The organism is Candidatus Phycosocius spiralis, from assembly GCF_030158815.1.
In the GTDB taxonomy this organism is placed as follows: Bacteria; Pseudomonadota; Alphaproteobacteria; order Caulobacterales; family Aquidulcibacteraceae; genus Aquidulcibacter; species Aquidulcibacter spiralis.
On sequence record NZ_BPFZ01000009.1, the window covers coordinates 47320 to 60367 of the forward strand.

A 13048-nucleotide genomic window follows, 5' to 3' on the forward strand; every position below is an offset into this window, starting at 1 on the left:
TGCGAAAAAAGATCAGATTCATGATTATGGTCAACAAGATTAAGAGAAAGACGATGACATAACCTCTCCTACATTCTATGGGACCACCATGACCGAAACACCCCTCACCCTTGTTAAAGCCTGGACTAAAGCGCGTAAGCGACTGGAACATGCGGGCATTGATATGCCGGTGATTGATGCACGGATTTTATTGTTGGCAGCAACAGGTTTGGATCGGGCGACCTTGATCAGCGAACCCCATTTAACCTTGACCGAAAATTCTGCGGCGACTTTTGAAACCTATGTCGCACGGCGGGCGGCGCGTGAACCCGCCGCCCATATTATAGGCAAGAAAGGATTTTGGACCCTAGACTTGCATAGCGACCGTCGTGCCTTGGTACCACGTCCAGAAACCGAAGTCATTGTCGATATGGTATTAAAGACCTTTGTCATGGACGAGCCGAAGCGGGTACTTGATCTTGGGGTTGGTGCGGGCACGATTATAATGTCACTATTGGTTGAACGCCCGGCATGGTCAGGGGTGGGCATAGATGTATGCCCAGATGCGTTGAGCCTGGCACATGAAAATGCTGCATCCTTGGGTTTGCTAAACCGGCTTAGCTTGCAAGTGGGTCATTGGCATCAGGGGATTGAAGAACGCTTCGATTGTGTTGTCTCTAACCCGCCCTATATCCCCAGTGCAGACCTTGCAACACTTGAAGATGAAGTAAGATTATATGATCCAAGAATGGCACTTGATGGTGGGGCTGATGGCTTAGACCCTTATCGAACTTTGTTTTCTGCTCTACCCAGTCTCTTAAAGCCCAACGGCATTTTTGCCTTTGAATTTGGGATGAATCAAAGCGACCCTGTGTTAGCGATGGCGCGTACCACACAAGGATTAGGGAATATATCAATCATCAAAGACCTTTCCAACATCGACCGGGTCATTATGGGCACTTGGCATCCCACCTGATTTTGAGGGGGTTGAAGCCGGTTTCGAGACACAATTATGCACAATGATGATGAACATTACATACAAGCTCTTTTCAAATGCTTCTAATCAAGCTATTGAAGATTCGTTCAAGATGCGTCCCGGAGGGGGGCTGCATTTGATAACGACACATCATCAACTCTTTTTCAATTCTTTGTGTAGTGCTCATTATGTACCCATATGCCTGCATTGGGGCCCAGCATCATTCTTAGATCTTTGATTTAGAGTTTGATCATGTGTTTACAGTTGATCGGCTAAGCATAAAATCCAAAGTTGGATGTGTTTGCGAAATACTGTTTGGGGTTGTTTGTGCGCAGTCCATGTACAATGTTCACAATCCATGCCCCCATTTTAAACCCTTGCGCGCCAAGCTTTCATTGAAAGCGGTCGCGCAGACGCCATGAAACTGGCTTGCAAGCTTGCTCATGGCATTAATTGGCCAAACAAAAGCCAGGAAACATACAGGGCTTGCATGATGAAGCGGCAACGCACCCGGGGACGTAATCCCGGACAAAAACCACAAAACAATAATCCAAATCGCGCTTATGAGTCGAACGGCCCAGATATCAAGGTTCGAGGCTCGGCACAGACTGTCTTTGAAAAATACCAACAACTCTCCCGCGACGCCAATAGCGCTGGCGACCGGGTTCTTGGTGAAAATTATCAGCAACATGCTGAGCATTATTTCCGCGTATTGCGCGCCATGCAGCCCACCTTTGTGCCACGTTCTGAAATGATGATTGCAGGCTATGATGATGATTTAGACGATGGAGATGAGAGTGGTGAAACAGCTGAAGGCACTGAGAATGAAGCCAATGAGGCTGATGATAGCCCTTCTACGCGAGACTTTAACCCAAACCGCCAGCAACGCGACAACCGGCTAGAGGGGCGTGGCGAAACCCGTCAAGATGGCGAGGAGGATCGATTTAGCCGCCGCCGCCGCAGACGGCGTGACCGCTTTGGCAATGACATACCCTATAACTCTAATGCCGGTAATGGCATCGGCGATGATGTCCAGCATGATGTCCAACGCATCCCTCGGATTGAGCAACGCTCAGACAATCGTGCTGACAACCGAAGTGGTAACCGATATGATTCTCGCACAGATGTGCGCGAGGTCGGTCAAGATAGCGTTCGTGAAGGGCGGTTTGAGAAGCAAGGTGACAAGCGTGGTTATGATGATACGCTCACGCCTATTCACTCTCAGGAGGTCTATTCACTGCCCGTCCGATCCACACCTAACGAATTTGATGGCCAGGCCAGCTATAGTGAACCTGATGAAATCATCAAAACGCCTCAAGACGCATCAGCCCGCACACGCCGGCCACGTCCCCCACGTGCACCCCGCGAAGCACGTAAAGCCAATGAAGAAGATCAAGGCTTTGGTTCTGAACTACCGGCCTTTTTGTCAACTCCCGTTCCAACACCGGGCGGGGAATAGGGCGTTCAAGTAAAAGGAGCGCGCAGCCAAGCTGCACTTATCAATATCGGTGCGTGCCTCGTGGTCCGCGCTCATGCCTTGCTTCATTTTGTGGGCTGAAAATCGAATAAGCCTTTGCGCAAGCATAGTGCGGCGCATAGGCGCGCCGAAAACGGACCTCGTTGGTACCGTTGGGGGCGAACACGATGCATTCCCTATCGAGCGCACCCTACGCGTTATTTGTAGCTCACGTGCCAGATCTCATGACTTGAGGTGTTTAGGCTCCGATTGGCTGCATAGGCCTTCCTAACCGCCGCCCATGCTTTGTCACTTTCTTGCAACTCACAAACATCCGCGTCACCATTTTCACCACAATAAGCCCACTCTACTTCAATCAAACGCGGTCGACCTAGACGATCTGTTTCGAGGCTGCGTGCTAGCCCGTACACCGCCGATTTTACGCCTCAGGGTGGGTCGTTTGAAGCCTTTGGGGCGTTTTGCATCTCTTTGCTTTGGAAAAATGGGTGGATAAGTGCAAACCCAAGTCCATCAGAAGCTACTCGCCGAAAATAAATCCTACCTTTCGCCGGCTTTTGGCCCGAAGTATGGGCGACTAGGGGATGACCCGCCACAACAAAACCGCGACTTATCTCAGCATAATCGGCTTTTTTGATTTCATCAGCTAATAGAAAAAGCGGATTCCCCGAGGTCACAACGATGCGCGATGCATCGCCAAATGGCCATTCTGAAGTCTTTGGCGGTGGCCCGGTCACAATGTTACAGGCAGCAACATAGATCATAGCAAAAAATCCAAAGAGAATTTTTGGCTTCATCCTTATTTGCCCCAAGTTATTTGGGTCGTGCCTTTAAGAAATGCGTCAAAGAGATCAGGAATACCGTTAGGGCCGCCACATGCTCACGCGTCAAACCGCTGTTCAATGCCAAACGCACCGCCTCATATCGAACCTCTTCTCCTTATACCTGTGTCATGGTTCTACTCCTGATTAGGTGCTTTACATCTCACCCCACCGGAACGAAACCGTTACAAGTCCAGAACTCGATCAATACCCTGACTGAGCTGTCCCCGGATGATCGCCTGTTTCCCTTCAACAACGGCTTAGCATGGTACCGATGGGATGCACTGCGAGAACGTATGAAAGAGATCGGGACACCTATTGATGATGTCGTGCTGCACTCACTGCGCCACACCTGCCTGACCCGTCTGGCTAAGCGCCTACCGATACAGATTGTCAGCAAGTGGGCCGGACATGCGGACTTCTCGATCACCGCCCGTGTTTACTCCCACCTTTCTGTTGATGATCTGCTTGGAGGTCTCGATGTTTTGAATAACAGTAGTGCTGACATCCAATCTTCCACCAATACGGCGTTATCTGTGACTGGATAGTCACACTCTGATCCAGTTAATACCTAGTTTCTATACGAAAATAATGGCGGAGGAGGAGGGATTCGAACCCTCGATAGGCTTGCACCTATAACGGTTTTCGAGACCGCCGCATTCGACCACTCTGCCACCCCTCCGGTGCGCGCTTAGGATTGCTCAAAACCCCAAGTCAAGGGCGCGGGTTTAAGCACCATTCGACCTGCTGACAAGATGGGGTGTGCAGGGGGCTGGTGGTTATTGTCTCATTGGTGCACATGTTAAATGATGACCTACGATCATGGCCCCAGCCTCGCCCCCGATACCTCGCCTGTGGTACCTGGTATGGCGACGCGCGCTATACCAACCCCCAGCACTGTAGCCCCCATTGCCGCTTTCGACGTCGATGGCACACTGACTTGGGCTGATTCCTTTAGTTTATTTTTGCGCTTCGTGGCTGGGCGTTGGGGTTTTTTGTTAAAGATGGCACGTTTAGTGCCAGACTTTGTAGCCTATAGTTTTGGGATGATGCCACGTGCTGGTCTGAAAGAAAAAATCATCCATGCTTTTTTAGGCGGCATGAAGGCCGCCCATTATCACCACTTATGCGCCGATTTTGCGCGCTTTATCTATCCCCTGATCGCGCGACCCGACGCTTTGGCGCGGCTGCGGGCGCATCAGGGCATTCATGACCAGGTGGTGTTGGTATCAGCTTCGTTGCAAGATTATCTTGCCTGCTGGGCCGCTGACTTAGGCGTGCCTGCAGTCTTGGCAACGCGGGTGGAGGTGGTGGCGGGCCTGTTAACTGGCAGGCTTGATGGCCCCAATTGTTGGGGCCCGCAAAAACTGGTGGCCATTCAAGGTGCTTATGGACAAACGTTTTTAGCGGCGGCATATGGCGATACGCGCGGGGATAAAGAAATGCTAGAAGGTGCGCAAAATCAAGGTTATCGGATATTTCAGGAGCGGCCTCGCAACTATCAATCGCAAATTTTAAGCCTGTATTTGGGCAATCAGATAGAGCGATGGCGGGCCAATCAGGGCTGAACATCTATTTGGTTGGAAATTGGGGATGGTGTTAGATGGGCGATAAGCCGGTGTCGATTTGGTGCGTATCAGATGGTCGCGCCGGGATAGAACGCCAAACCATCGCTGTCGCCGATGCCATGAGCGAGCTTAAGCCTGTTGATATGAAAGTCGTGCGCCTAGAGCCCCGCGGGCTTCAACTTGGCCTGCCCCCCACTTTATGGCCCTTGCCACGGGCTGCCCTGCCCGTTGAACAAAGGCAACATCTCAAAGCGCCTTGGCCCGATGTTTGGATTGGTAATGGCAGGCGCTCTATCCCCTATTCCTTGCGCGCCAAAAAATGGAGTGGAGGGCAGACATTGGTGGTTCAACTGCAAAATCCGCGCGTTAATCCTGCCCGATTTGATGTCGTCGCCCCGCCTTTGCACGATCATGTTCGCGGTCCTAATGTGGTTTCAACCCTAGGCGCACCAGTCTGGTATACGCAACACCAAATCAGGCATGCACTATTGGCCACCCAACAAGAAGATAAGGACGAACGATTGCCTGTGCTTGTGATACTCGGCGGTTCGTCCAAACATCACACCTTCACCCTCGATCGCGCCCATAGGATCGTGGCCGATTTACAGCCTCTTCTCGCTCAAAATCTCCGGCTCATGATGACCACATCGCGGCGGACGCCACAGCCGGTTGAAGCGGTATTCCGTGCATTTGCTAGCAATAGTGGATTTGAATTTTTTGCCGATGAAACCCGCGATGGCCCAAACCCCTATTTGGCTTGGTTGGCCCAAGCTCGCATCGCGTTGGTAAGCGAAGATTCTACCAATATGATGACCGATGCCGCCTTTTTTGGGTTGCCCATTTATCTGATTAGATTAGATGGCGGCGATGCTAAATTCACCCGCTTACATGATGGATTGATCAAGCATGGAGCTGCACGCTGGTTTGAAGGACATTTGGCAAGCTGGACTTATAGGCCTGTGCGGGACGCCATGGTGATTGCTGAAGCTATTGTGGCTAAGCTGAAGGATTAAAGCACCGGAGAAGGAAGCCTACCACTGCAGCAATTGTGCGCCCAACAAAGCACCAGGTGCTGATGCAACGCCATTTGCGGCCCCATTAATGGATTATTCCTTGATTTTAACCAGCTCAATGGCGATGCGTTGCTTGTTGGTAAGTGTCGTGAGAAGCCGCACAATATCGCGTGCGGGGAAGCCTGCTTCCCCAATTGAGGCAGAAAAAGCTTGTTCGAAATCCAAGCGGTACTTCTAAACCGCGTTTGGCTGTTCTGCGCCATCGGTCAATCATGCGATAGCGGGCAATGGCATAGACCCAAGCCATTAAGGGTTGCCTCTGATCATACATGGCCCGTTGGTATAAATCGCGGTTAAGGACTCCCGCACCAAATATTCACCATCTTCTTCCGCGCACCTTTGCACCAAAAAGGCCCGTAAACGTGGGGCTAACGCAGCTAAAAGCGCACGCGTGGCTAATGGGCTGCCCTTTGTGGGCTTGCTATCCATACCTCTAACCGATGCTCATCTATGACCATACGGTCCTCGTTCATCGGTTTTCGCGGCCGCACTATGGTTGTTTACATCAAGGTCAAAGCTTTTCCCACAGGTTTACAGATCACAGGCTTGTACTTTTCCAGTTTAATGCCACCTTATAATGATGAATTTGATGATCCGCCGTGCCGAACATACAGATGCGCCCGCGATCGCGCAGCTGCAGCAACTTACATGGCGGGAAGCTTATGCGGGTATACTCCCCGCTCCAGTTCTTGATGGCTTAGCTTTGCCGAGATTGTTGCGCAATTGGCGCACGGAACTCATGCGCCAAGATGTGGATTTAGATTATGGATTATTTGTCGCCGAAAGTGAGGATGGTCAAGCCTTAGGCTATGCTGCATGTGGTGCGACAGAGGGGCATGAAAGTACAATTCTGGGCGATGGTGAAATCCATCAGATCTATGTGAAAGCATCCCACCAAGGCCGTGGCCTCGGGCGTGCATTTATGCTGGCGTGTTCACGTTGGCTGGTGATGCGTGGTTTGTTCAGTGGTGGCTTATGGGTTGTTAAAGGTAATGAGAAAGCACGCGCGTTTTATGATCTAGTCGGGGGCCAATATGCTGGGGCTAAACGCGATCGCTTTCAGGGCTGGCAAATCCCAGTGGTCGCCTATTCATGGCCAGATTTGTACGAATTGGCCGGTATTGAATCAGAAGTGCCAAGCTGGCTTTAAAGCCATTTACCCAGGCGGGCGAGTGAATAAATGACCACTGAGGAAGCAATCATCAAAGCCGTAGCCCAATAAGGTGCCGACGGGTCAGCAAACACGCTCATATGCTGAAAATTCATGCCAAAAAACGAGGCCAGCAAGGTCGGCGGCGCAAATAGGAGTGTGACAATCGCCATGACCTTCAAAATCTCATTCTGCCGTGCATTCACCAAGCCCAAAGTAGCATCTAAGAAGAAGGTGAGATCATTGGTGAGTGCCTCGCCTTGACGTTGCAGAGTTTCAATGTCGGTGGCCAATAAATGAAGACGATCCTTGGGCATCGACCACGGCCCTCCATGCGCAATTGCAAACCGGATTAAGCGTGACATGCTAGACAAGGAGTCGCGTGACTGACTGGCCCCTGCCCCCAATTGTCCAAGACGTTTAAGGATAACTTCGACCCGAATGCTACGACGTCCAACTAAGATACGTAGATTGAGCGCTTCTAATTCCTGTGCGCTGGCACTTAGAAAGTCTGCGACCCGCTCCACAAGGCTTTCAAGCAAAGCCAGCAGCACATCAGGCCCGGTTTCCACATCGCTTAAATCCGCCGACGCACGCCCAGCATTGGCTTCAAAAGCACGTAAAGCGCAATTTCGTACAGTAATGAGTGCGGATTTTGTGACAAAAAAGCTAACAATTTCGCGCTTATGCCGGATGCCTAAGCTTTTGCTCGCCATGTCATCAATCGCTGTGGGCTTGACGCGAGCAACCACGGTGGAATGAAGAACCAAGACTTGGTTATCGATGTAAAATCGCGCCGATTCTTCTATGGCAGAGCGCTCGCTATCGGTTGGGACATCAATGCCAAAAACCTGCTCAACCAAGGCTTCTTCATATTGGTTGGGTTGGACCAAATCAATCCACAATACATCATCCCCACCAATTTGCTCAGGCAAAGCCTGGCTTAACTCAACCGGTGCAGAGGAAGACTTTGTAAAAAAGGTAAGGCTCATTGGGTGGGTATTAACCCAGTTTCAGCATTTGCCAATCCATCAAAGCACAATCACCCTAACCTGTCATTTTTTTGACCTGTGTGCGCTTGGTCACAGCATGCTCAAGTGAATCAACAACTTGATTAGATAGCCTCATGTCGCGACCGGCAATGTCGATCAATTGCTTGACGGCAAAACCATGCATTTCCACAATATCATCTTCGAGATTGCCCTGTGCGCTGGCCAACGCCACATATTTAAGCAAGGAATTGGCCGCCCGCTGCAATAAGCCGTCGCGCATCTCAATGTTCTGCACCGTTATTGGGGCAGTGATTTGGGTGATTTGGCTGTCCAAAGAGTCCATGCTTGCGCTTACTAGCTCATCACTGTGCATCGCCTCATCCTCGCTGGGGCCCCATGGGCGTTCCTTGACATCAAAATCAGTCAAATCAAGGTTTTGGAGGTCAATGTCAGGGGCATGGTCTGACCGTCTACGCTTTTGATGCACCAACATAGGATCGATTTTGCGCCTGCGACATGGGCCAATATAGGTGTCTGAAACAATAAATTCGCGGTGCATATTCAAGACAGCATCCAAACGCTCTGCCACGCCTATTGTGGTAAAGGGTTTTGCCAGAAACTCGTCAATACCTGCATCACGGGCAGCAACCAAACAATTTTTTGTTCCAAAACTTGTGATCATGATAATCGGAATGGCGGCATTGAAACGTGGCATCCTCGCACGTGCTTCAGAACGGATCCTTTCGGCCAAGGCAATGCCAGACATGCCTGGCATCCGAAAATCGGTGATGAGGATATCAATATGCTCTGATTCAAGGCGCTGTAAGGCACGATCCGCCCGATCAGCTGTTGTCAAATCAAAAAGGCCTAAGCCATTTAAAATACTGGTTAGAATTATCCGAATATGGCTGTGATCATCCACCAGCAAAATGCGCTTGTTGGTAAAATCCTGGGACCGTGATTGGGTAATTTTACGTATGGACGACATCGCTCACCTAACCATGATGGCGGAAGTTTAACCTAAATTGAATAAAAATCTGTTTATCTGGTTTAAGTCAATTAAGCCATCATGCCAGCTTTTTGAGCAAAATGATAAGCGGCTTCTGCCAGCGGGCGAACACGGTCAATATGATCTTGTGCATGGACACTTGCAGCCGTCCCGTCGCGGACCCGCCCGACAATGCCTTGAATAATCCCAGCCAAGCGAAACATGTTATAGGCAAAATACCAATCGATATTCTCAATTTTGGCACGCCCTGTTCCCTCACAATAAAGCGCGCTATAGCGTTCAATCGATGGGATACCCATAGCCTCCAAATTGAGCCCAGCGAGGCCAGAACGCTGGCCCGATGGCATCACCCAATTCATGAGATGATAGGTGAAATCCCCTAAAGGATCGCCAAGTGTGGATAATTCCCAATCTAATACAGCTAAGACTTGCGGGTCGCTTGGGTGTAAGATCAAATTATCAAGGCGATAATCGCCATGCACAATACTGGTGGTTTCACCTTCTGGGATGGATTTGGGCAGCCATTCAATTAAGGCATCCATCTGTGCTATTTTGGTGGTCTCAGATAATTGATACTGGCTGGTCCAACGGCTGATTTGGCGTGAAAAATAAGAGCCGCTTTTGCCAAAATCTTCAAGCCCAATCGCTTTGTAATCAGTGGTATGGAGCGCTGCGAGCGTTGCAATCTTAGCCTCATAAATCGCTGTGCGTTCGCCAGGTGTACTGGCAGGCAACGACCCGTCCCATAAAATCCGACCTTCAACACAATCCATCACATAAAACATTGTGCCAATCACGCCTTCATCCAAACAAAGCCCATACGGCTTGGCGACTGGAAAGCCGGTAGGGTAGAGGGCAGAGATCACCTTATATTCTCGATCGACAGCATGGGCGGAGGGAAGAAGTTTTCCTGGCGGCTTACGACGCAACACATATTTCTGGCGCGGTGTTTTAAGCTGATAGGTCGGGTTGGATTGTCCGCCTTTAAATTGGACGATCTCCAATGGACCCTCAAAGCAGTCGATATTGGCCTGCATCCAAGCCGTTAGTGCGGGCGTATCGAGTTGGTATCGGGGATCAACAGGCTTGGTACCGCTATAAAGATAGGCTTCAGCTCCTTGCATAATGAAGGTTCCCACCTGGCCAAATGTGTTTGTTGGTGCTGGCTTAACCGAATTTAGGATGTCAATAAAGCTGGATTATCAGACTTCCGGTTCAACTCCCGCCAGCCAATGTCGCGACGGTAAAACCCAATTGGCCAATCAATAGCATCAACAATCTCATAGGCCGTTTCAAGTGCTTTTTGAAGGGTTGCTCCCGTTCCCACCGCATTGAGTACCCGACCGCCCGCAGCACGTAAAGTTCCATCGCCGTCGCGGGTCGTGCCAGCATGCAACACATAGCCTTGCTCACCCCATTGGTTTGCTGCTTCCTCGCCAATACTGGAACCTGTTTGGGGATGATCAGGATAGCCTTGCGCAGCGAGTACGACAACAGCAGCACTCTGATCGTTTAGGTGAAAAGTGGGTGCTTGATCTAATTCACCCCGCGCACAGGCCATAAGCACAGAGGCAAGATCGCCTTCAAACCGCGCCAACAAAGCCTGACATTCAGGATCGCCAAAGCGCGCATTATATTCAACCAGCTTTGGCCCTTGCGGGGTTAACATCAAACCCGCGTATAAAACCCCACAAAATGGCATGCCTAACGTGTTCATGGCCCGCAAAGTCGGATCAATAAAGCGTTCCATAATATCGTCAACAAAAACAGGTGTTACCAAGCTTGTGGGAGAATAAGCGCCCATACCGCCGGTATTGGGTCCCTTTTCACCGTCATAGGCGCGCTTATGATCTTGAGCGGAACCAAAATAGCGGCTCGTTTTGCCGTCACATAAGGCAAAAAACGAAACTTCTTCCCCCACCATATGCTCTTCAATAACAACTTGAGAACCCGCACCGCCAAAGCGACCGCCAAACAGATCAGCAATGGTCTGTTCCGCCTCCTGTAAGTCTGTTGTAATGACAACGCCCTTGCCTGCCGCCAAGCCATCCGCCTTGATCACAAAAGGGCCTGAGCGGGTGCGCAAATACGCCACAGCTTTGTCTTTGTCCTCAAAGATTGTATAGGCAGCGCTAGGAATATCATTGGCTTGACACAAGGCCTTGGTAAAAGCTTTGGAGCTTTCGAGTTGAGCGGCACCCTGGGTTGGGCCAAAACAGGCAATTCCAGCTTGTTGCAAATTATCTGCTAATCCTGCTGCCAATGCCACCTCCGGCCCAACCACCACCAAATCAATGTGTTCAGCCACTGCGTAGTTCACTAAGCTTGCCACATCATCGCTTGCAATTGGGGCCAATGCCGCTAAGGTTCCTATACCTGGGTTACCGGGTGCTACAACCAGAAAGCTGACCTTGGGGCTATCTTTCAGCACTTTTGCCAATGCATGTTCGCGCCCACCCGATCCAACCACCATCACACGCATTTGACTTCCACTATCTTTGGCACCTGAGCAATAGCAGGTGCGTCGCTCCTAAATGACTCTAGCCGCTCTAGGCAGTCATCGACTTTGCGTCAAGCAACACAGGCCAAGTTTCGCCTTTAAACGGTCTTGAATAATTCCTAAATGCTTTCATTGTCTCAGATAGGGTGGAGTACAGATAGTTAGATCGCGCAAATCAGAGTAAGTATGTTGACCATTACAATCTAAAGACAAGACAGCATGACCAGACATTATGACTTGGCACGCAGTGAGGGACGGTTTTGACTACGACCGATCTGGGCCCCATCACGATAACAGACATCGGGGATGCAAGACCCCCTGTTTGGACTTTTAGTGCGGTTTTAACGGCACATATTTTTGTGTCTGCCCTCATTTTACACTACACAAGCCCCATCACCATTCCTAAGTTCGCAGACCGAATCGATATCGTTACCTTGGAAGACGTGGTGCCTCTGTTACCCCACATAAACCCAGAAGTTCCCCCAAACACGGCCCCGATTATGCCCAAGCCAGATGCGGTGGTAGTGCCAGAGGCCGCTGCACCAGTGAACCACAATACCAGCCCCACCCAGCCATCAATCGCGAAACAACCGCACATAGCCGAACCCACTCGATCCAATGTAATCCGTGTCCCCGATGTCGATTCTAACCAACAACCGACCCCCGTTCCCAAATCCGTGACACCGCTCAAAAGCCCATTGCCTGGAACCACCCCAATTTTACCTAAAGATCTACCGCCAACAGACCAAGCCATTGCGCCCTTACCCGCTAAACGCCCTAACGATCAACCCAGCCCAATGTTGCGCGAACCTCCACCTGCCTCACTCCAAATTCAGGGTAAGAATTCCACCCCAAACGCAACTCCTGCTTTACCCAAGGCAGCCGAGGTCACAATGACTAACCCCATCCAACGAGAAGTCGCTAAATCATCATCTCCATCAGAGACACCCAAACCGCAACTGGCCCTGCCCAAGGTGCAAGTCCCCCGCATTCCTCAATTGGATAGACGCCAACCAGAATCAGCCATAGCCACCCCCACCGCTGAAGGAGAAAAGATCGCCCCCACCGGTGCTATTGGGGAGGGACAAAAGGTAAATGGGACTACAGGTGCAACAATCACCCAAGGTATGCCTAACCAAGGGGCTGATACAGCTTTAACCGGGGGAGGCGGGGGATCTTTACCACGCCGTCTCGGCGGTGCTGGCGTGACTGGCATTTTCCCATCCAGTCAAAATAACGACATTTTAAGCCGCATGGCACGCAGTGGTGAATGCGCACGGATCAATCGTCCACGCGATGCCAAATGCCCTGACTGGAAACCATTGGAGGCCACCTCGACACGACCAAACAAATCTTACAGCATCGCCGTGCCAAAAGATGCAGCACCTGGACGCTATGAAATTGGTACCAACCCCTTGCCTCTATGCGCAAAAGGCACACCCCAAGCACAATTTGGACTTTCTTGCCTGCCCAGCATGGAAGGCCCTGGCATTCCCAAACCTTGAT

At 50.7% G+C, this 13048-nt stretch carries 13 protein-coding genes and 1 tRNA gene; 7 read left to right on the forward strand and 7 right to left on the reverse strand.

Annotated elements, in window-relative coordinates:
- Nucleotides 1-88: 88 nt before the first annotated feature.
- On the forward strand, nt 89-955 hold the full coding sequence (prmC, locus tag PsB1_RS07870; protein ID WP_284360275.1) for a peptide chain release factor N(5)-glutamine methyltransferase: 867 nt from the start codon (nt 89-91) through the stop codon (nt 953-955).
- 490 nt (nt 956-1445) lie between these two features.
- On the forward strand, nt 1446-2414 hold the full coding sequence (locus tag PsB1_RS07875) for a DUF4167 domain-containing protein (protein ID WP_284360276.1): 969 nt from the start codon (nt 1446-1448) through the stop codon (nt 2412-2414).
- 443 nt (nt 2415-2857) lie between these two features.
- On the opposite strand, the gene PsB1_RS07880 is transcribed toward PsB1_RS07875, so the two are convergent.
- Nucleotides 2858-3226, reverse strand: a complete 369-nt coding sequence (locus PsB1_RS07880) for a hypothetical protein (protein WP_284360277.1) — start codon at nt 3224-3226, stop codon at nt 2858-2860.
- Between PsB1_RS07880 and PsB1_RS07885 the strand changes: the two genes are divergently transcribed.
- A complete protein-coding gene (locus tag PsB1_RS07885; protein WP_284360278.1) occupies nt 3217-3798 on the forward strand; it encodes a tyrosine-type recombinase/integrase in 582 nt (193 codons plus the stop codon). The genes PsB1_RS07880 and PsB1_RS07885 overlap by 10 nt on opposite strands.
- Before the next feature lie 44 nt (nt 3799-3842).
- Here the strand turns inward: PsB1_RS07885 and PsB1_RS07890 are convergent.
- Nucleotides 3843-3932: transfer RNA gene (locus tag PsB1_RS07890), tRNA-Ser, on the reverse strand.
- Between the two features lie 124 nt (nt 3933-4056).
- Here PsB1_RS07890 and PsB1_RS07895 point away from each other — a divergent pair.
- Together PsB1_RS07895 and PsB1_RS07900 are read left to right on the forward strand one after the other, a co-directional pair.
- The gene (locus PsB1_RS07895; RefSeq protein WP_284360279.1) at nt 4057-4818 is read left to right on the forward strand and encodes an HAD-IB family phosphatase; all 762 of its coding nucleotides are present in this window, start codon (nt 4057-4059) and stop codon (nt 4816-4818) included.
- 35 nt (nt 4819-4853) lie between these two features.
- Nucleotides 4854-5831 carry a mitochondrial fission ELM1 family protein gene (locus tag PsB1_RS07900; protein ID WP_284360280.1) on the forward strand — a complete coding sequence of 326 codons (978 nt, stop codon included), beginning with the start codon at nt 4854-4856 and terminating at the stop codon, nt 5829-5831.
- 93 nt (nt 5832-5924) lie between these two features.
- Here PsB1_RS07900 and PsB1_RS07905 read toward each other — a convergent pair whose 3' ends face one another.
- Nucleotides 5925-6056, reverse strand: a complete 132-nt coding sequence (locus PsB1_RS07905) for a hypothetical protein (RefSeq protein WP_284360282.1) — start codon at nt 6054-6056, stop codon at nt 5925-5927.
- 424 nt (nt 6057-6480) lie between these two features.
- Between PsB1_RS07905 and PsB1_RS07910 the strand changes: the two genes are divergently transcribed.
- The gene (locus tag PsB1_RS07910) at nt 6481-7041 is read left to right on the forward strand and encodes a GNAT family N-acetyltransferase (RefSeq protein WP_284360283.1); all 561 of its coding nucleotides are present in this window, start codon (nt 6481-6483) and stop codon (nt 7039-7041) included.
- Here the strand turns inward: PsB1_RS07910 and PsB1_RS07915 are convergent.
- The 4 genes from PsB1_RS07915 to purD all read right to left on the reverse strand — a co-directional run bounded on the left by PsB1_RS07915 (nt 7038) and on the right by purD (nt 11524).
- Nucleotides 7038-8033, reverse strand: a complete 996-nt coding sequence (locus PsB1_RS07915; RefSeq protein ID WP_284360284.1) for a CorA family divalent cation transporter — start codon at nt 8031-8033, stop codon at nt 7038-7040. The two genes, PsB1_RS07910 and PsB1_RS07915, sit on opposite strands and share 4 nt — an antisense overlap.
- A 55-nt stretch (nt 8034-8088) precedes the next feature.
- Nucleotides 8089-9021 (reverse strand): response regulator, encoded by a 933-nt coding sequence (locus PsB1_RS07920; RefSeq protein ID WP_284360285.1) that lies wholly within the window; start codon nt 9019-9021, stop codon nt 8089-8091.
- Between the two features lie 71 nt (nt 9022-9092).
- Nucleotides 9093-10166 carry a phosphotransferase family protein gene (locus tag PsB1_RS07925; protein ID WP_284360286.1) on the reverse strand — a complete coding sequence of 358 codons (1074 nt, stop codon included), beginning with the start codon at nt 10164-10166 and terminating at the stop codon, nt 9093-9095.
- A gap of 53 nt (nt 10167-10219) precedes the next feature.
- Nucleotides 10220-11524 (reverse strand): phosphoribosylamine--glycine ligase, encoded by a 1305-nt coding sequence (purD, locus tag PsB1_RS07930; RefSeq protein ID WP_284360288.1) that lies wholly within the window; start codon nt 11522-11524, stop codon nt 10220-10222.
- 278 nt (nt 11525-11802) lie between these two features.
- On the opposite strand from purD, the gene PsB1_RS07935 reads away from it, so the two are divergent.
- On the forward strand, nt 11803-13047 hold the full coding sequence (locus PsB1_RS07935) for a hypothetical protein (protein ID WP_284360290.1): 1245 nt from the start codon (nt 11803-11805) through the stop codon (nt 13045-13047).
- Nucleotide 13048 lies beyond the last annotated feature (1 nt).

Bases quoted from the DNA above. Each gene is read 5' to 3' on its own strand.
- prmC (WP_284360275.1), top strand. From the start codon at position 89: ATGACCGAAACACCCCTCACCCTTGTTAAAGCCTGGACTAAAGCGCGT.
- PsB1_RS07875 (WP_284360276.1), top strand. From the start codon at position 1,446: ATGATGAAGCGGCAACGCACCCGGGGACGTAATCCCGGACAAAAACCA.
- PsB1_RS07880 (WP_284360277.1), bottom strand. From the start codon at position 3,226: ATGAAGCCAAAAATTCTCTTTGGATTTTTTGCTATGATCTATGTTGCT.
- PsB1_RS07895 (WP_284360279.1), top strand. From the start codon at position 4,057: ATGATGACCTACGATCATGGCCCCAGCCTCGCCCCCGATACCTCGCCT.
- PsB1_RS07900 (WP_284360280.1), top strand. From the start codon at position 4,854: ATGGGCGATAAGCCGGTGTCGATTTGGTGCGTATCAGATGGTCGCGCC.
- PsB1_RS07910 (WP_284360283.1), top strand. From the start codon at position 6,481: ATGATCCGCCGTGCCGAACATACAGATGCGCCCGCGATCGCGCAGCTG.
- PsB1_RS07915 (WP_284360284.1), bottom strand. From the start codon at position 8,033: ATGAGCCTTACCTTTTTTACAAAGTCTTCCTCTGCACCGGTTGAGTTA.
- PsB1_RS07920 (WP_284360285.1), bottom strand. From the start codon at position 9,021: ATGTCGTCCATACGTAAAATTACCCAATCACGGTCCCAGGATTTTACC.
- PsB1_RS07925 (WP_284360286.1), bottom strand. From the start codon at position 10,166: ATGCAAGGAGCTGAAGCCTATCTTTATAGCGGTACCAAGCCTGTTGAT.
- purD (WP_284360288.1), bottom strand. From the start codon at position 11,524: ATGCGTGTGATGGTGGTTGGATCGGGTGGGCGCGAACATGCATTGGCA.